This window comes from Flavihumibacter sp. CACIAM 22H1 (assembly GCF_001601815.1).
Lineage (GTDB): Bacteria > Bacteroidota > Bacteroidia > Chitinophagales > Chitinophagaceae > Flavihumibacter.
The window spans coordinates 2,089-20,051 of sequence record NZ_LUKG01000014.1 but is presented as its reverse complement, the minus strand read 5'-3'; the positions used below and the strand labels follow the sequence as shown (position 1 = coordinate 20,051).

The following is a 17,963-nucleotide window of genomic DNA, read 5'->3' as shown; positions in this document are numbered from 1 at the left end:
CTGCAAGAAGCAAGGAAAACCACCAGAGCCAGGACAGCCAGAAGTTTCTGCATAGACATGGATTTTGTTAATAATATCGATAAATGAACGCGAAATCCATGCCAATAGTATGTGATTTTACGGGTACAAATGTATTTTCGACGAATGGTTGCATTGAAAAGCCCCCGGTAGAAACCAGGGGCTTTGTTTCTATTAGAAACCGTCCATGTAAATTATTTAGTATTAACTACAACCGAGGCTATTTCCGCAGTTGAGGCATTTATAACAGGTTCCGCTCCGGATGGTCAGGTGCCCGCAAACATTACAGGCCGGTGCATCACTTTGCATGGATTTATTGGCCTGGTTCAGGGCATCAAATCCTGCACTGGCGTTGGCTTTAACAGCGGTTTGCTTGGCCATTTTTCCAGCATCTGTAGGTTTGGTAGCGGCTACTATACGCACATCACTTAATTCAGGTGTTTTTTTTTCAAATTCCCGGGGGGCGGCCACCGGTTCGTCCCAATCTTCCTCGCCGGTATTCATCACTTCAGGTTTATCCAGCACATGCACCAAGTCTGTCCGGTTGAGGTATTCGTAGGCAAGTGAACGGAAAATAAAGTCTACAATGGAGGTAGTGCTTTTAATATTCGGGTGATCTACCATACCGGCTGGTTCAAACCGGGTGAAAACAAATTTTTCCACAAATTCTTCCAAGGGCACCCCATATTGTAATCCTATGGAGATAGAGATAGCAAAGCAGTTCAGCATACTCCGCATGGTGGCGCCTTCTTTGGCCATATCAATGAAAATTTCACCTAGTGTTCCATCTCCATATTCCCCGGTACGAACAAACAATGCCTGTCCGTTTATTTTAGCTTTCTGGGTATAACCACGGCGTTTGGCAGGCAGGGTTCTACGTTCCACGATACGTGCCAGCTGGCGCTTCAATTTGGTATCCGGAGAGGCCTGAACCCGCTTCTGCACTTCTTCCAGCAGCTCATCTACCGTAAGTTTACCCAGGTCAATCATATTAGAGCTGGCAGTTTTCTCTTCTTTCAGTTCCGCTGCTTCTTCCTTCTCTTCTTCCGATTTCTTTTTCTTGTCGCTTTTATTGCTGAGTGGCTGGCTGAGTTTGGAGCCATCCCGGTACAGCGCATTCGCCTTTAAGCCCAGTTTCCAGCTCAACAGGTAACAATCCGCAATTTCTTCCACCTTAGCTTCGTTTGGCAGGTTAATGGTTTTAGAAATTGCACCACTGATAAAGGGCTGAACAGCACCCATCATGCGGATATGACCGTGTGCATGGATATAACGTTCCCCTTTCTGTCCACATTTATTGGCACAATCAAAAACAGCCAGGTGTTCTGTTTTCAAATAAGGTGCACCTTCCACGGTCATGGTACCGCATACATAATCATTGGCTGCACTGATTTGCTCTTCGGTAAAGCCCAATGCTTCGAGCAGGTTAAAATTCCAATCATTGTACTGATCGGCTGTAAATCCAAGGCGCTCCAGGCAGGCTTCTCCCAAACTGAACCGGTTAAATACAAAGCCTATTTCAAAGGCTGCTTTTACCGCATCGTCGAGTTTTTTTATTTCCTCTGCAATAAATCCTTTTTCACTGAGGGTTTGATGATTGATAAATGGCGCCCCGGAAAAGCTGGCAGACCCTACTGCGTATTTGACAATAGCGTCTGTTTCTTTCTCTGAATAACCCAGGTTTTTCAGTGCAGCAGGAACCGACTGGTTGATAATTTTGAAATAACCACCACCACTTAGTTTTTTAAATTTAACCAGCGCAAAATCCGGCTCCACTCCGGTGGTATCGCAATCCATTACCAACCCGATGGTACCGGTTGGTGCAATTACGGTGGTCTGCGCATTGCGATAGCCATATTTTTCTCCCAGTTGCACTGCTTCATCCCATGCTTTGGTAGCCGCTTTGAGCAGGTAATCGGGACAATATTTTGCCTGGATTCCCTGGGGTTTAATGCTGATGCCTTCATAGGCTTCTGCAGCATCATAAGCTGCAGCCCGATGATTGCGCATTACCCGTAACATATGCTGTTTGTTGGCTTCGTATTTGGCAAAAGGTCCAAGTATCTGTGCCAGTTCAGCAGATGTTTTATAGGCAACACCCGTCATAATAGCTGAAATTGCGCCTGCAATACCACGGGCTTCTTCACTGTCGTAGGGGATACCGCTCACCATCAGCATGGTTCCGAGGTTTGCAAACCCGAGGCCAAGCGTGCGATAATCAAAACTCAGCTGGGCAACTTCTTTGGAAGGAAACTGTGCCATCAGCACGGAAATTTCCAGCACTACGGTCCATAAACGGCAGCTGTATGCATAGCCCTCCACATCGAACAGGTTGGTCGATTTATCGAAGAACTTCATAAGGTTAGCAGAAGCCAGGTTACAGGCGGTATTATCCAGGAACATGTACTCGGAGCAGGGATTGGAAGCCCTGATCGGCCCACCTTCCGGGCAGGTATGCCACTCATTGATAGTGGTATCGTATTGCGTGCCCGGGTCAGCACAACGCCAGGCTGCATAAGCAATTTTATTCCAGAGTTCACGAGCCGGCACTTTTTTCATTACCCGGCCATCACTTCTTGCTTTCAGTTCCCAGTCTTCATTATTTTCCAGTTTCTCAAAGAAACTATTGGGTATACGAACCGAGTTATTAGAGTTTTGCCCGCTTACGGTACGGTAGGCTTCACCTTCATAATCACTGGCATAACCGGCAGCGATCAGCGCTGCTACCTTTTTCTCTTCCTCCACTTTCCAGTCTACAAACTGCACAATTTCAGGGTGATCCAGGTCAAGGCAGACCATTTTTGCTGCCCGGCGGGTGGTACCACCGCTTTTGATAGCACCGGCAGCACGGTCGCCAATTTTCAGGAAACTCATCAAACCGGAGGAAGTTCCGCCGCCACTGAGTTTTTCCCCTTCTCCGCGCACATTAGAAAAGTTGGTACCTACACCGGAGCCGTATTTAAAAATCCGGGCTTCCCGTACCCATAGATCCATAATGCCCCCCTCATTTACCAGGTCATCATCCACGCTTAGGATAAAACAGGCATGGGGTTGGGGGCGCTCATAGGCCGATGTAGATTTTTTTAGTTGACCATCTGCCTGGTCTACATAATAATGCCCCTGCGGTTTTCCGGTAATTCCATAACATTCGTATAATCCCGTATTAAACCATTGCGGGCTGTTGGGAACACAGGCCTGGTCTAGTATGGAATACACCAGTTCTTCATAGAAAACCTGTGCATCTTTTTCGGAAGCAAAATAATTGTAGCGTTCACCCCAAACGCGCCAGCAATGCGCCATACGGTGAGCTACCTGTTTAGAGGAGGTTTCGCGGCCCAGGCTACCATCTGCCTGCGGAACACCCGCTTTCCGGAAATATTTCTGGGCAAGGATATCGGTTGCAATCTGGCTCCAGCCTTTGGGAACTTCCACATTATTCATTTCAAACACCACTTCTCCGCTGGGGTTGCGGATAATGGACGTCCGGTAGTCGTACTCGAACTGGTCGAATACAGACTGATCGTCGCGGGTGAAGCGACGGGGGAATTCAAGCCCCTTTGTGGCTGTTTTTTTGCTGGCCATACAATATTTTATTAGATTTTCTGTTAAGTATTGTTGAAGTCTCGGTTAGGAGATCGTGAATAACGAAAATAGTTGCCTCACACCTAAAAACCGACCCGGAAATATCCACCGATGTGGATAATCGATGGGGAAAGTTTCAAGTTTCCCTCCCCTGCTGGATTTGGTACAAAATCCACATATTCAGAAAAAAATAATTTGGTGATTCGGGTCAAAAACCTTTGTGTTATTGGATTTTAATACGTTACAAGCGTAATCTGCCTTAGTTTTGAAGGCCAAATTCCTTGCCGTATGCTTCGATTATCCACTACGCTGCTCCTTTTATTTGTTTTGTCCAATCCGATAACTGCTCAATCCACCAATTCTCTCTGGTTCGCCCTGATGAATACCACCAAGTTATCTGATAAATTCAGTTTACACGTGGATATACAGGAACGGTCTGGAAATCATTTTTCCACCATGGCTACTTTATTGGTTCGGCCGGGGATCAATTATAAGTTAACCGATCAATGGCTGCTGACCGCCGGCTATGCCTATATATCCAACCGCAGAACTTTGGTTGTAACGGGTCCGGCCGATGAACCCATAAACCTGACCGGTTATATTCCCGAACACAGGATCTGGCAACAGGCGTTGTTTACGCATCCGGTTATCGGGAAAAACACGGTTTCTCACCGATTCCGGCTGGAGCAGCGTTTTTTGATGCAACCTTCCATAAACGACTATAAGCTTTCAGCTAACGGAAACAGCTATGCGAACCGGTTTCGGTACTTTTTCCGTTCTGTAATCCCTTTCCAACAGGAATTCCCCTTTAAAACAGGCTGGTTTGCCGGCGTTCAAAATGAAGTAATGGTAAATTTTGGTGATAAATCACCTGTAAACGGTAAATTTTTTTGATCAAAACCGCCTCTACCTTAGTACCGGTTACCGGGTAATGCCTTCGCTTGATCTTGAAATTGGTTACCTCAACCAGTATGTAAATGGCCGCGGATCGGCTTTCACCAACAACCATGTTGCGCAGCTGGCAGTTTACACCCGATTATAACACAATTGGGCATACCAGCATTTTTTTGCATTTTTGCCTGTAGCCATTACCTTTTGAATGCAACCAGGCACCTATCAACAGATATTAACAAGCAAAGCCGCAAAGCAGAAGTCCTTTGCCGTACTCGTGGACCCGGATAAAATTCAGCCTGCTGAAATTCCGGCACTTGTACACCTGGCCATGGATGCCCGCGTTGATTACCTATTAGTAGGCGGCAGCCTGGTGATTTCCAATCATCTGGATGAATGTATACAGGCCATCAAAGCCATCTCGGATATACCGGTTATCCTATTTCCGGGAAGCCCTTCACAGATTTCGAGGTATGCAGATGCCCTGTTGTACCTCTCCCTTATATCCGGGAGAAATCCGGAATTACTGATCGGCCAGCATGTTATCAGTGCCCCATTTGTAAAACAGAGCGGATTGGAAATTATGAGTACAGGATATATGGTAATTGATGGTGGAGCGCCCACTACAGTATCTTATATCAGTAATGCCAGCCCTATTCCTTCTGACAAAAATGAAATTGCCCTTTGTACGGCCCTGGCTGGCGAAATGCTGGGAATGAAGCTGATTTATATGGATGCGGGCAGCGGCGCCAAAACCCCTATACGGGAATCAATGATTGCAGCAGTAGCTGAGCAAATTTCCGTTCCCCTGATTATTGGCGGAGGTATCAATACCCCGGAAAAAGCTTACCGTAACTGCCGAGCAGGTGCTGATCTGATTGTGGTAGGGAATGCTATAGAAAAAGATCCCGGCCTAATCCGGGAAATAAGTGCAGCGGTTCATGCGGTAAGTATACCAGTTGTGTAGCTCCCCGCCTTAATCGGAACTCTGCAGGCGGCCCGGCGTGGCTGTACCATCCAGAAGCCCCTCTATCAGGTATTGAATGCCTGCAGCCAGAGCAGCCATATTGGGCAGGTTCATCCGCTTTAACTCATCACAGGGAGAATGATAACAGGGCTCCCGGTCATCACTGGCCATAAGGGTATGTGCAGGCACTCCTTTTTTTGCAAACGGGTAGTTATCGGAACGCTCAAATAAATCTCCTCTTTCCCGGCGAATACGTATACCTGCCTCAGCCGACCTGCTTTTAAAGAGCCGGTATAAATCAGATTTATGCATGCCTGTAAGCATAAGCGTATTTTTTCCGAACTGGGGATACCCCATCATTTCCAGGTTAATGCCTGCAATAATTTTAGCAGGGTCAATTTTTTCCGAAAAATCAGTGGAGCCGATCAGCCCGGCTTCTTCGGCATTAAATGCACAGAAAATTATACTACGTTGGTGCGGTGCTGCCAGTGTTAACTGCCGTACCAGCGCAAGCAAAACACTGGTGCCCGAAGCATTGTCATTAGCCCCATTATAAATTTTATCCTTTTTATTATAAAAACCAATTTGAACATGATCAAAATGGGCTGAAATAAGAATATACTCGTCCGCTTTTTCCTTACCCGGCAGCCAGCCGATTACATTGCTTGTGCTTATAATAGAGTCATCGGGATGCCGGTAAAAAGTATGGAGAAACTGTTCTGATGCAAAAGGCTGCAACCCAAATTTTCTGAACCAGGAAGCAATGCTATCGGTTACTTCACGGTTTTCAGCAGATCCTTCTACCCGGCCTTTAAGGCGGTCGGCGGTAAGGTAAGACATCCAATTACGGATATCTTCCAAAACAACGCTGTTATCTTTAGTTGACTGTGCAGCAACCGGTGCAGCAAGCAGAAAAAAGATAACAGCGATTAAAATTTTATTATCAAAACTCTTCATTAATCCAGGCTCGAAGTATCCACCCGGCTCGGTGTATCCGTACCGGCAACAATGCTGCGTGAGCTGAGTGCTATTGCCTGTATAATCCGGGTCATATTTTGCATATCCAGGGTTTCAAATTCATCGTCTACCGTGTGATAGTATTTCTCACTATCCATTTTAGAAGTAGAAATAGTGTGCGCAGGTACACCTAACCGGGCAAGCGTGGCATTATCTGAACGATAAAACAATTGCTGATCCGGATATGGGTCGGGATGAAAGGTAAATCCCGTTCCTTCCAGGTTTTTTGCCATAATTGCTCCCATACTGGATTTTTCATAGCCAGTTATATAGGCTGAATTTTTACCCCATTTACTTTCTGTGCCGATCATCTCAATATTAAACATCGCCATAACGGAAGCCGGGGCAAATTGCCGCGAAAAATAATTAGCCCCGTAGCCACCCGACTCTTCTGCCGTAAAGGCGGCAAAAATGATGGTGCGTTCATTTGATTTTAATTGTTTGAAATACTTGGCCAGCATTATTACAGCGGTTGTTCCGGCAGCATCGTCATTGGCACCGTTATAAATTGAATCGCCGTTCACCGGTTTACCTATGCCCAGGTGGTCATAATGACCAGAAAAAATCACATACTCGTCCTTTTTTGATTTACCTGGTAAAATACCCACCACATTACTGAGAGCCGATACCTCAAACTGGTGGCTGGCGTTAATTGAAAACTTTGTGATCGGGTCGGCTGATAAAATAAACAATAAAGTGCCTCCCCCTTCCATTATCTGGCGCTTGAAATAAGATAACCTTGGAAACATCGGAGCAAAAGAAGGGTCTATCTGTACTACGGTGTTTTTACCGGACATAATTATTTTATATACTTCCGGCACCAGCATTTCACCCGGTTTGATCACAGCCTGCTCAAATCCTGAATTTTCTGTTACCACCAGGTTTTCCTTAGCAGTTATTACAAAAAACTCAGCGGCCTGTAGCTGTTTTCCGTTGACAGATGCTTCCGCCGACCGCTGGGTAGGTTTTAACATTCTGAAAGTTTGCAGGTAACTGGTACTATTAGCCGGTTTTTCCAATCCTATTTTTGCAAATTCATCAGCAATAAAATTGGCAGCTTTCTCAATACCCGGCGTAAAAGTTTTACGCCCTTCCATATCATCGGCAGAAAGTGTTTTTTCAATGCGGCTAACTTCCCTGACATCAATTTCAGGTAAGCCTTTCTTTTTCTTTTGTGCGTTGGTTTGCAGCGTAAATAAAGCCGCAGCCAGTATGAATGTATATCTCATAATTATTTTTATCGCAGCCCTTTTACTTCTATAAACTCATCATTTCTTTGAACTTTACCGTTTGTCTTCTGCTAACTTCAATTTTTTCACCCCCTTTTAATTCCAGTAAAAGACCTCCGTTAAAATAGGGTTCTATTTTTTCAATGAGTCGTAAATTAACGATGTGTTTTCGATTGGCCCTGAAAAACACTTTTTCATCCAACCGTTCTTCCAATGCATTTAAAGATTTCAGGATCAGCGGCTTATTGTTGGCAAAAAATACTTTAGCATAATTACCTACACTTTCAAACAAACGGATATCGCTCAATTTAACAAACCAGCACCGTTCTCCATCTTTTACAAATACCTGGTCATGTTCACTCAATAGGCTGCGGTTGGTGCTGATAGCTGGCGCCATTGCTTCTTTCTCTTCCGCAATATGCAATTTATGGATGGCATCTGCCAGGCGCTTGGTATCAACTGGCTTCAGTAAATAATCCAGGGCATTTACCTCAAAAGCTTTCAATGCATATTCGTCATAGGCCGTTGTAAAAATTACATGGGGGGCTTTTTCAAGTTCACTCAGCATATCAAAACCTGTTTTTCCAGGCATTTGAATATCCAGGAATACCAGGTCGGGCTGAAGGTTTTCAATTACTTCAATTCCCTCGGAGGCATTGGCAGCTTCTCCCACTACTTCAATTTCCGGGAATTCGGTCAATAATTTTCTCAATTCGGTGCGGGCCAATCGTTCATCATCGATTAGTACAGCCTTTATCATACATGTTTGTTTAAGCGGGTTCTATAACCGGAATTTTAACTCTTGCTTCCACCATGTTACCGTTGGATTCTTCAATCCTGAAATCAGCTTTATCTCCAAACAATAATTGCAGGCGGTTTTTTGTACTGCTTATACCAAAACCATCGCCATTAATATGGCTTGATAAGCGTCCGGTATTCTGCACCAGCAGTTCATGGTAATTTTCTCTGAAATCAGAAATAATACGTACTACCCCCCCTTTCATCTGCTTACCAATACCATGCTTAATGGCATTTTCCACCAGGGTTTGTAACATCATGGGAGGAATGGGCTGGTCCAGGGTATCTTCATCAATTTCGTATTCAACTTTCAGCCGGTCCTCAAAGCGGATATGTTCCAGTGCCAGGTAATCCCGCACAATATTTAGTTCTTTTTCCAGGGGCACGGTTTCTGACTTTTCCGATTGCATACTGCTTCGAAGTATATTGCTAAGCTCCGTAATAGCATCCCTGGCCCTGCTCGGATTTTCATCAATAAGCGCCCGGATACTATTTAATGCATTGAATATAAAATGGGGGTTAATATGAGCTTTGATGGTTTTAAGTTCCAGTTCCTTAACCAGTGCTTCCAGTTTAAGGGTATCTACTTCCTGTTTACGGCTTTTGGCTACGTAATGGTAGATATAATAGATTAATGTCCAGGGAATGATAAAAAGTCCGATATCCAGTGTGGCCCCCAGCAAACGGGCCGGGAAATCGATTTTTCGCTGTACATCTGTTTGAACATCAAACAGTTGCACTAAACCCATAAAAACAAGGCTGCAGAACAGACTGGTAAAAACAATGGCGATGGCCATTCGCGGAATCACTTTTTCGATGGGCAGCAACAGCCAGCCGCTTCGTTTAATAAAGGCCCGCAGCATATGGGTAGTAAAGATACCAGAGCCAAAAATCAGCGCTACCCGTACGAAGAGCCGTTGATCAATCTTGGAGGGGGTAAAGGTATAGACGAATATCAGCATGGTAAGAACCACAAAGGTCCAGCCCAGTAGTTGACAAATCCAGTAATATTTAATTCCGCGTGGAAGCATAAGCACAAATCTAGCTGTTTATAGCACCCCTAATATAGTGAATTGTATTAATGGCCAAATAACTTAGGATGGGGGCACCAGTTCGGGATGGGTGGCATTCAACTATTTTGTTTGGTATTTGTTAAATTCTTTATATTGAAGTATTCCGCCGCGGGCGGTAGCTGTTATGTATCTTTGACGCTATATTTTTACCCAATGGATATTAAACCTGGACCGCTTTTACAGCAAATAAATGAGCCGGCTGACCTCAAAAAGCTCGGAAAAGAGCAATTACACCAGGTTTGTGATGAGCTCAGGCAATATATAATTGATGTTGTAAGTGTCCACGGAGGCCATTTTGCCGCCAGCCTGGGCGTGGTGGAACTGACCACCGCCCTGCACTACGTTTATAATACCCCGTATGATCAGCTGGTTTGGGATGTTGGTCACCAGGCATACGGGCATAAAATACTAACCGGAAGGCGGGATAATTTTGCCTCCAACCGCAAATACGGCGGTCTTTCGGGCTTTCCCAAACGTACGGAAAGCGACTATGATACTTTTGGTGTAGGGCATTCCTCCACTTCCATTTCGGCGGCCCTGGGCATGGCCCTGGCGGCAAAATACAAGGGGGAGGATAGAAAATCCGTAGCAGTTATCGGGGATGGTTCCCTGACAGCCGGCATGGCTTTCGAAGCCATGAACCACGCAGGGGTTTCGGACGCAGATATGCTTATCATATTAAATGATAACTGCATGAGCATTGACCCCAATGTGGGGGCCCTCAAAGAATATCTTACCGATATTACTACTTCGCCGGCCTATAACAAACTCAAGGATGATGTATGGAAAGCGCTGGGCAAATTGCCTGTAGGCAGTAATTTTTCGCGGGAAATGGCTTCCAAGCTCGAACATTCTATAAAAGGAATGGTAAATAAGAGCAGCAACCTCTTCGAAGCCCTTAAAATCCGGTATTTTGGTCCGATTGACGGGCATAATATCACTAAATTGGTAGACACGCTACAGGATCTGAAAAATATACCCGGACCGAAAATCCTGCACATAATAACCGTTAAGGGAAAAGGGTACGAACTGGCTGAAAAAGACCAAACCAAATGGCATGCACCCGGCCTTTTCGATAAGATTACCGGAGAAATTTTCAAGAAAAAATACGATACCCCACAACCTCCCAAATACCAGGATGTTTTTGGTCATACCATCCTGGAACTGGCGGAGAAAAACCCCTCTATTTTTGGCATAACGCCGGCTATGCCCTCTGGGTCATCGCTTAAAATAATGATGGATAAAATGCCAGACAGGGCCATTGATGTGGGTATTTGTGAACAACATGCAGTTACTGTAAGTGCCGGCCTGGCTACGCAGGGCATGAAGGTGTTCTGTAATATCTACAGCTCCTTTATGCAAAGAGCCTACGACCAGGTGGTGCATGATGTAGCTATCCAAAAATTGCCGGTGGTATTTTGCCTGGATCGTGCGGGCCTGGTAGGTGAAGACGGGCCAACTCACCACGGCGCTTACGATATTTCCTATTTCCGTTGCATACCCAACCTTATTATAAGCGCACCCATGAATGAAACAGAGCTGCGCAACCTCATGTATACCGCGCAACTCGAATCAACCAAACTACCGATGGTTATCCGCTATCCCAGGGGAGAAGGCGTACAACCGGAATGGCGAACAGAGATGAAAGAAGTGCAGATAGGGAAAGGACGCAAATTAAAAGACGGGGAAGAGATAGCCTTGCTTAGTTTCGGACACCCCGGCAATTTTGCTGCCAGTGCAATACGGGAAGTAAAACAATATGGCATCAACCCTGCACATTATGACCTCCGTTTTGTAAAGCCACTCGACGAGGAACTACTGCACGAAGTATTTCAACGCTACTCAAAAATCATCACTATTGAAGATGGTACTATAACGGGTGGAGTTGGATCTGCCATTCTGGAATTCATGGCCGCCCATAATTATACAGCAGCTGTTAAGTTAATAGGCATTCCGGATCGGATCGTAGAGCATGGCACCCTGAAAGAACTACATCGCGAATGTGGGTACGATGCCGCTGGCATTGCCGAAGCAATACGCGAAATGATGAAAGATAAAGTAAGCGTTCAATTGTTTCAATAAGTTTAACCGCTTCCACTTGTGGAAAAAAGCATAACCTGCATCTTCTCCGAAAATGCAGGTTATGCTTTTTAACTACCTCTTATTAGCAGCCGGTTGCATAAGCTTATCAGGAAATTCAGCCGGCGATTACGAAGAACGGTTGAAGATAAAGGCAACAGGATTAAAAGCCCTGGCTGAACAAAAAGGTTACCGCTCAGACAGGGTATTTCTCATTGATATGAAAGAGGCATCCGGACTGGCCCGTTTTGCCGTGTACGACCTGAAGAAAAACCGGGTTGAAAAAACAGGGCTGGTTACACATGGGCGTTGCAATAAGTGGTGGTTAACAGGGCGCAGTTATTCCAATAAAATAGGAAGTGGCTGTACCTCTTTGGGCGTTTATAAGATCGGGGCTGCTTACCAGGGTAAATTCGGACTGGCGTATAAGCTTTATGGGTTATCGGCCAGCAACAATAATGCGTACGCCCGTTATGTAGTTTTGCATGCCATGGATTGTGTTCCGGAAAAACCAGTCTACCCAGGTCCTATCTGCCAGAGTGATGGCTGTCCGGCTGTTTCGGCTTCTTTTTTACAATACTTACATAAAATCATTCAGGAACAAAAAAAGCCTATACTGCTGCAGATTTATGAATAATTATGGATCGAACACAGCGCCAAATAATATCGGGGAACCTGTTGCAAATAATCAGTTCTGTGCCTATCTTGTTGACCTATTAAACCTGCATTGAATAGCCTTATCCCACATCTTTTTACATATCAGTTCCGGAAAATAGCAAGGGGCATTAGTGCTATTCTTGTATGCCTGCTAGCTGCGCTAACGGCCAGGAGCCAGGTAAACGCTGCATTTACTGTAAGCAGCGTTGAAGGTTGTGCCCCATTGCTGGTGGAGTTTAAAAATACCTCTACAGGAACCACCGCAGAAACAAACTTCGAATGGAAATTAGGGAATGGGAACACATCCTACACCCGCGATGCCGCTGCTATCTATGCCAGTGCCGGTGAGTATACCGTAGTACTGTCGATAACGGAGAATGGTATTACTGCTACCAAACAGGCCCGGATACTCGTACACGCATCTCCGCGGGTAAACTTCAGCGTTGATACCACCATTGGATGCGCCCCCTTAAACGTAACCTTCCGGCTTGAACCCGGCCAGGGAGAGAATACAAGTGCGTATGCCTATTTTTGGGATTTTGGAGATGGTACTGTTGTAGAAAATACCTCGGAAAATGTATTTGAACACCAATATACCTTTGGCCAGTACCATTCCGTAAGCCTGGTAACCACCAACCAATGGGGATGCCAGACAAAAATCAGGAAGGATTCGCTGGTTCATTCGTATCGTCCGCTGTTGGCAGATTTTACAAGCCCGGATAGTACTATTTGTGCTATCGGTCAGGAGGTACGATTGCAAAATAAAACCAGCGGTGAAGGAACACTCAACTATAAATGGGAATTAGGAGATGGAACCGTTTCAACGGCACTCAACCCGGTTCATACCTTTGCTGTAAAAGGGTTTTATGATGTAACGCTTACTGTGAGCAATGAAATAGGCTGTGTAAAAACCATAAAAAAACCCAGGTATATAAATGCAGCAAATTTCCAACCCTCGCTTGAAATTGACCAACCCCTTTGCACTGAATCCTTCAATTATTTCCGAAACAGGAGTTTTCCGATGCCCGCCAATACCCATTGGGATATACCCTCCCTGGGTTCGGGCATGGACCTTGAAGACAGTGTAACAAATTTTATATTTAATACCTCAGGTAGCTATACCATACGGATGATTAACGAATACACGGCTGCCTGTAAGGATACTCTATTCAAAACCTTTTTTGTTAACAAGGTACCGGAGGTTGGTGAAATTGTAATTGAAAAAAGTTCAGAATGTGGAGCTCCGGTAGATGTTTTACTAAAAGATACCAGCAAAGAAGCCATTCAATGGGACTGGAGGATCGGATGGGCGGGCGGCGATCATGTATGGGCCTCTGGTCAATCTCATTCTTTCCGTCAGACCCAGAATAATGAAATTCCAATTTATCTTAAGGCCAGCGCCGCCTCGGGTTGTTTCAGAGAGCGTTGGGGAACGGTCAGGGTCTTAGATCCTACCGCTAATATCATTGTACTGGACCAGAATTCTCAGGATCCGGATTACCTACATGGTTGTGTAGGCATTACCTATAGGTTTATGGCAATAGCCTCGCAGGAAATTGCTAGTTATAAATGGACTTTTCATGATAAAGGAACCGTGCTGACAGATAGCAGGCCGAGTTATCAGTTTAATATACCCGGCCATCATAAAGTTACACTGGAGTACACTACAGTTGAAGGATGCACCGGCACGCTGGATTACGATCATGTAATGATATCTCCCAAACCTGTGTATGACATCAATGCTATTTCCGGTCAGGAAATTTGTGGCAATACGCCTGTTCAGCTACAGGCAACAACCCCTAAAGATCCATTTAGCTGGGAAATAGATTTTGGAGATGGTACTCCCCGGATCGGCTACTGGTCACAAAATTCCAATACCCATACGGTAACGCATAAATACACCAAAGAAGGCACCTATGATGTAACCATATCATTAATCCATGATAATTGCTGGGATACCGTTTTTTTAAAAAATTATTACACGGTTCGACCCATCTTTCCCAGCATACATAAAATTGAAAACACCTGTGATGATACCAGGGGCATGGTACTGTTCACAGATAGTTCAAAACAGGTTGAATCATGGTCATGGGATTTCGGAGACGGGAATACGTCAGCAACATACAACAGTTATCAGCCAACGATACAACACAGGTATGATAAAACCGGAACTTATATGGCAGTGCTTACTACTACAAATGGTTCTTGTACCGTCAAGGACTCTATTCAGGTAGATGTTCTTTTAAAACAAAATCCGAGATTCACCTTAGACAGGGAAGAAATGTGCGCGTATGGAGATGGTTTCGTATATCAAAGAATTGATAACCTGGAAAGAAATCCAAAAGAGTACCATGTATCGTACGATGTTTGGAAAATGGAATTGGAAAATGGTGAAAGAGTAGGCATGAACGGAGGTGGAGATTATGAAAAACCCCATATTAATATGTGGTCTACCTTTGATAATCAACACCGAGGCTTACTTAAATTCAGAGCAATTACGCAATCGTATTATTTTGGTTGCCTAGACACCTCCAACTTTGTTTCTATCAAAGTAAATGGCCCGGTAGCCTACCCTTTTCGGTTGACCGATGCATGTACAACAGATAAAATATGGTTCTCTGATAGTTCCAAAACTTTTGAAAATGTTCCCATAGTAAGCTGGTTATGGAACATGCCGGATTATATGGAACGTAAAACCGGAGGCCCCTTTAGCTTCACCCCTGCCTATATTCCTTCTTCCGGACATTTAGATGGCTACCTGGAAGTTACCGATGCAAACGGATGTAAATCCAGTCAATCATTTTATTATACAGATCTCTACCAGCTTAAAGCTGATTTCATAGCAGATCAGACTGTTCTGGAACCTGGCCAGACGGTAAACTTCAATAACCTTACAGTACATAATGAGTATAAGACCGTTCAATACAGGTGGTTTGTTAACGGCCGCCCCATCTCTACAGAATGGAACAGCTCCTATACATTTAACGACCCTGGTACTTATTCAATAATGCTTATAGCCAGCTTTACTGATTTGTCTTGTGCAGATACTATTCAGAAACGAGTTCTGGTACGTAATCAAAACGCCGTTTTTCAAACACGAACAAGCTATGTAAAAAACAGCGGATGCCCCCCTGTAGTTGTATCTTTTACTACACAGGTGGAAGGAAATGCTGCGATCACCTGGGATTTCGGCGACAATTCACGTTCAGAAAACAGCTTTTCTCCAACCCATACTTATCATCAACCGGGGACTTACTTTATCAAGATGAAGGCAGTATTTCCAAATGGACAGACCATTGAAGGCCTTGATTCCATTACCATAACCGGATCACCACCTGTTTCATTGGATGCTGATAAATGGTCGGGCTGTACGAATCAATCGGTGACGCTGAGCAGCGGAGCCCAGGGTCTTCTTTATGCCTGGGATTTTGGTGATGGTACCATTATTACCAATAATATCTTATCTGCCAATCATAACTATTCGAGGGCAGGAATTTTTACCCCTTCCTTATTACTGATCGATTCCATGGGGTGCCGGCAACTGGGAGAAGCCAGGCAACCGATAATTATTGACAGCCTAAGTATTTCCTTCGCTTCCTCTCAAAATCGATTCTGCGAAAATGCCGAAGTGCAGATAACGCCCCGCATAACAAGCGTAGCAGAACAGGCAGGCCTTCCGCTTGCCTATCAATGGGACCTTGGGCCAGGTGCGTTAACCCGGTATTCTTCCGACAGAAATGTTGTGGCTACATATTCATCGGTTGGCATTCATACAATCAGGCTCGCAGTAAATTCACCGTTGGGTTGTCAAAAAACCATTTCTACTACTATTACGATCGATGCCTTGAAAACAAGCGCTATTAATGCTACCGATGCGGCATGTACGGGAGAAGTTATTCAAGTCAGTCCCTCACCCATTGATAATAATTTGACATATAAATGGAATTTTTCAAATGGACAAACAGCCAATGAATCAACCCCTGCCGGAATTAAATTTTCGCCGGGCAATTACCTTATCCAACTTTATACCATCAATAATTCCTGTATAGATACGGCAGAAAAATATATTACTATTAATCCGGCACCCACCATTAGAATAAGCAATAAGGAGCTTACAGTTTGTGTGGGTGAGTCCGTACAGTTGGAAGCAAGCGGCGCCGCCCGGTACAATTGGTTTCCTGCGGAAGGATTAAGCAATGCTGCAATTGCAAATCCTGTTGCCAGGCCTGGCCGGTCGGAGGTTTATACTGTTACAGGAACCTCTGCTTTAGGATGCAGTGCTACCGATGAGGTGCGGGTTACCGCAATACCGGATTACACAGTGGAAATTACGCCCGATACCGCAATTTGTTTAGGAAGTATTGTTCCTATTCAGGTAACTGGCGGACTAACCTATCAATGGATTGGATCTACTGCTGGGCTTAGTTCAACAACAAGTTCCCGGCCAATGGCCCAACCCTTGGAATCTACTCAATACAGGGTTCAAACAACTGCAGCGTCGGGCTGTTTTCCGAAGGAAACAGTTATCAATATACAAGTATATCCATTGCCAGAAGTTTCGTTAGGGCCTGATTTACTCACCAGTGGAGCAACGCCTTTAACCCTATCTGCACAAACTAGTACAGATGTTACCAAATGGACCTGGAGTCCAAACAATTACCTGAGTTGTAACAATTGTCCCCAGCCAATCTCCACTCCTTTAAAAAGCATTATTTATACACTGGAAGTGCGCAACGAAAACGGTTGCAGTGCAACGGATGAGATCCAACTAACGGTAGGATGTGATGAAAATAAGATTTTTATTCCCAATGCATTTACCCCAAATGGCGATGGTAAAAATGATCGATTTCAGCTACAGGCGGCAGGCATAAACGAAATTGAAGGCTTTCAAATATTTAACCGCTTTGGTCAACTTGTTTATGAAGTAAAACATATTGATCCGGCTGCTACTGCTGCGGCATGGGATGGTCGTATGAATGGAACACTTCAACCTGCAGGCACCTATGTGTATTTTATTCAGCTAAGATGTTTCAATAACCAGCAGATCGTTCGTAAAGGTTCGGTGGTATTAATTCACTAAAACGCTTTAATCAAATAAAGGAAAAACAAACTCCTCTTCTTCTCTTTCTTCATTCCACTCAACGATAAAATTATTACGTCCTTCACCTGTTATAAGGCGCATGTATTTTTGTTGCACCAGCTCCAGCATACTGAGAAACGTAAAAATAGCATGGATCCTGTTTTCACAGGCTTCGAATAATTTTTCAAAACTCATGGTCTTTTTGGTGCGGCAAAGATCCAATACATTCTCCCGGCTTTTTTCCATGGTATAATTGTATTGCACCACGGTATGAACCGGTTTATTATTACGGTCATACACTTTCTGCATCACTTTCTCAAAAGACTTCATGAGCTTGAACAGGGTAATCTGTTGTATCTCTGAGCCTTCACTGGCTTCTTCTCCAATATGGCCCAGCTCTTTGTTAGCATTACCTCTTTTTACCATCAGCATCCGAACGGCTTCCATTTCTGTAAGCTCGGCGGCAGCCTGTTTGTATTTGCGGTATTCCAGCAGTTTATCCACCAGTTCCTGCCGGGGATCAATTTCATTTCCCTGTGCATCCATCTCTTTTCTTGGCAACAACATTTTAG

At 44.6% G+C, this 17,963-nt stretch carries 12 protein-coding genes; 6 read left to right on the top strand and 6 right to left on the bottom strand.

Features of this window, described 5'->3' with window-relative positions:
* Window positions 1-222: 222 nt before the first annotated feature.
* The gene (locus A1D16_RS06220) at window positions 223-3,600 is read right to left on the bottom strand and encodes a vitamin B12-dependent ribonucleotide reductase (RefSeq protein WP_290708430.1); all 3,378 of its coding nucleotides are present in this window, start codon (window positions 3,598-3,600) and stop codon (window positions 223-225) included.
* A gap of 288 nt (window positions 3,601-3,888) precedes the next feature.
* Here A1D16_RS06220 and A1D16_RS06215 point away from each other — a divergent pair, with 288 nt between their 5' ends.
* Genes A1D16_RS06215 through A1D16_RS06210 form a run of 3 tightly spaced genes read left to right on the top strand, consistent with a single transcriptional unit; the run spans window position 3,889 to window position 5,458 of the window.
* Entirely contained in the window at window positions 3,889-4,494 is a 606-nt protein-coding gene (locus A1D16_RS06215) for a DUF2490 domain-containing protein (RefSeq protein WP_290708429.1), read from the top strand.
* Between the two features lie 37 nt (window positions 4,495-4,531).
* On the top strand, window positions 4,532-4,642 hold the full coding sequence (locus A1D16_RS21695) for a hypothetical protein (RefSeq protein WP_366206523.1): 111 nt from the start codon (window positions 4,532-4,534) through the stop codon (window positions 4,640-4,642).
* A gap of 57 nt (window positions 4,643-4,699) precedes the next feature.
* Window positions 4,700-5,458, top strand: a complete 759-nt coding sequence (locus A1D16_RS06210) for a geranylgeranylglyceryl/heptaprenylglyceryl phosphate synthase (RefSeq protein WP_290708428.1) — start codon at window positions 4,700-4,702, stop codon at window positions 5,456-5,458.
* A gap of 9 nt (window positions 5,459-5,467) precedes the next feature.
* On the opposite strand, the gene A1D16_RS06205 is transcribed toward A1D16_RS06210, so the two are convergent.
* From A1D16_RS06205 to A1D16_RS06190, 4 genes are read right to left on the bottom strand one after another with little or no spacing between them, the layout of a single operon-like run.
* The gene (locus A1D16_RS06205; protein ID WP_290708427.1) at window positions 5,468-6,415 is read right to left on the bottom strand and encodes a M28 family peptidase; all 948 of its coding nucleotides are present in this window, start codon (window positions 6,413-6,415) and stop codon (window positions 5,468-5,470) included.
* Window positions 6,415-7,704, bottom strand: a complete 1,290-nt coding sequence (locus A1D16_RS06200) for a M28 family peptidase (protein WP_290708426.1) — start codon at window positions 7,702-7,704, stop codon at window positions 6,415-6,417. The genes A1D16_RS06205 and A1D16_RS06200 overlap by 1 nt, the downstream gene beginning before the upstream one ends.
* Window positions 7,705-7,732: 28 nt before the next feature.
* Entirely contained in the window at window positions 7,733-8,464 is a 732-nt protein-coding gene (locus A1D16_RS06195) for a LytTR family transcriptional regulator DNA-binding domain-containing protein (protein ID WP_290708424.1), read from the bottom strand.
* Window positions 8,465-8,474: 10 nt separating this feature from the next.
* The gene (locus A1D16_RS06190) at window positions 8,475-9,533 is read right to left on the bottom strand and encodes a histidine kinase (RefSeq protein ID WP_290708423.1); all 1,059 of its coding nucleotides are present in this window, start codon (window positions 9,531-9,533) and stop codon (window positions 8,475-8,477) included.
* Between the two features lie 195 nt (window positions 9,534-9,728).
* On the opposite strand from A1D16_RS06190, the gene dxs reads away from it, so the two are divergent.
* The 3 genes from dxs to A1D16_RS06175 all read left to right on the top strand — a co-directional run bounded on the left by dxs (window position 9,729) and on the right by A1D16_RS06175 (window position 17,391).
* Window positions 9,729-11,657, top strand: coding sequence for a 1-deoxy-D-xylulose-5-phosphate synthase (gene dxs / locus A1D16_RS06185; RefSeq protein ID WP_290708422.1), 1,929 nt, complete (start codon window positions 9,729-9,731; stop codon window positions 11,655-11,657).
* 61 nt (window positions 11,658-11,718) lie between these two features.
* Window positions 11,719-12,291 (top strand): murein L,D-transpeptidase catalytic domain-containing protein, encoded by a 573-nt coding sequence (locus A1D16_RS06180; protein ID WP_290708421.1) that lies wholly within the window; start codon window positions 11,719-11,721, stop codon window positions 12,289-12,291.
* 90 nt (window positions 12,292-12,381) lie between these two features.
* A complete protein-coding gene (locus A1D16_RS06175) occupies window positions 12,382-17,391 on the top strand; it encodes a PKD domain-containing protein (RefSeq protein ID WP_290708420.1) in 5,010 nt (1,669 codons plus the stop codon).
* A gap of 6 nt (window positions 17,392-17,397) precedes the next feature.
* Here A1D16_RS06175 and A1D16_RS06170 read toward each other — a convergent pair.
* Window positions 17,398-17,963: segregation/condensation protein A (locus A1D16_RS06170; RefSeq protein WP_290708419.1), on the bottom strand; the 566-nt coding region annotated here is incomplete at its 5' end.

Coding starts and splice junctions, on each gene's coding strand:
- A1D16_RS21695 (WP_366206523.1), top strand. CDS start 4,532: ATGCCTTCGCTTGATCTTGAAATTGGTTACCTCAACCAGTATGTAAAT.
- A1D16_RS06180 (WP_290708421.1), top strand. CDS start 11,719: ATGCTTTTTAACTACCTCTTATTAGCAGCCGGTTGCATAAGCTTATCA.
- A1D16_RS06215 (WP_290708429.1), top strand. CDS start 3,889: ATGCTTCGATTATCCACTACGCTGCTCCTTTTATTTGTTTTGTCCAAT.
- A1D16_RS06210 (WP_290708428.1), top strand. CDS start 4,700: ATGCAACCAGGCACCTATCAACAGATATTAACAAGCAAAGCCGCAAAG.
- A1D16_RS06200 (WP_290708426.1), bottom strand. CDS start 7,704: ATGAGATATACATTCATACTGGCTGCGGCTTTATTTACGCTGCAAACC.
- A1D16_RS06220 (WP_290708430.1), bottom strand. CDS start 3,600: ATGGCCAGCAAAAAAACAGCCACAAAGGGGCTTGAATTCCCCCGTCGC.
- A1D16_RS06205 (WP_290708427.1), bottom strand. CDS start 6,415: ATGAAGAGTTTTGATAATAAAATTTTAATCGCTGTTATCTTTTTTCTG.
- A1D16_RS06195 (WP_290708424.1), bottom strand. CDS start 8,464: ATGATAAAGGCTGTACTAATCGATGATGAACGATTGGCCCGCACCGAA.
- A1D16_RS06190 (WP_290708423.1), bottom strand. CDS start 9,533: ATGCTTCCACGCGGAATTAAATATTACTGGATTTGTCAACTACTGGGC.
- dxs (WP_290708422.1), top strand. CDS start 9,729: ATGGATATTAAACCTGGACCGCTTTTACAGCAAATAAATGAGCCGGCT.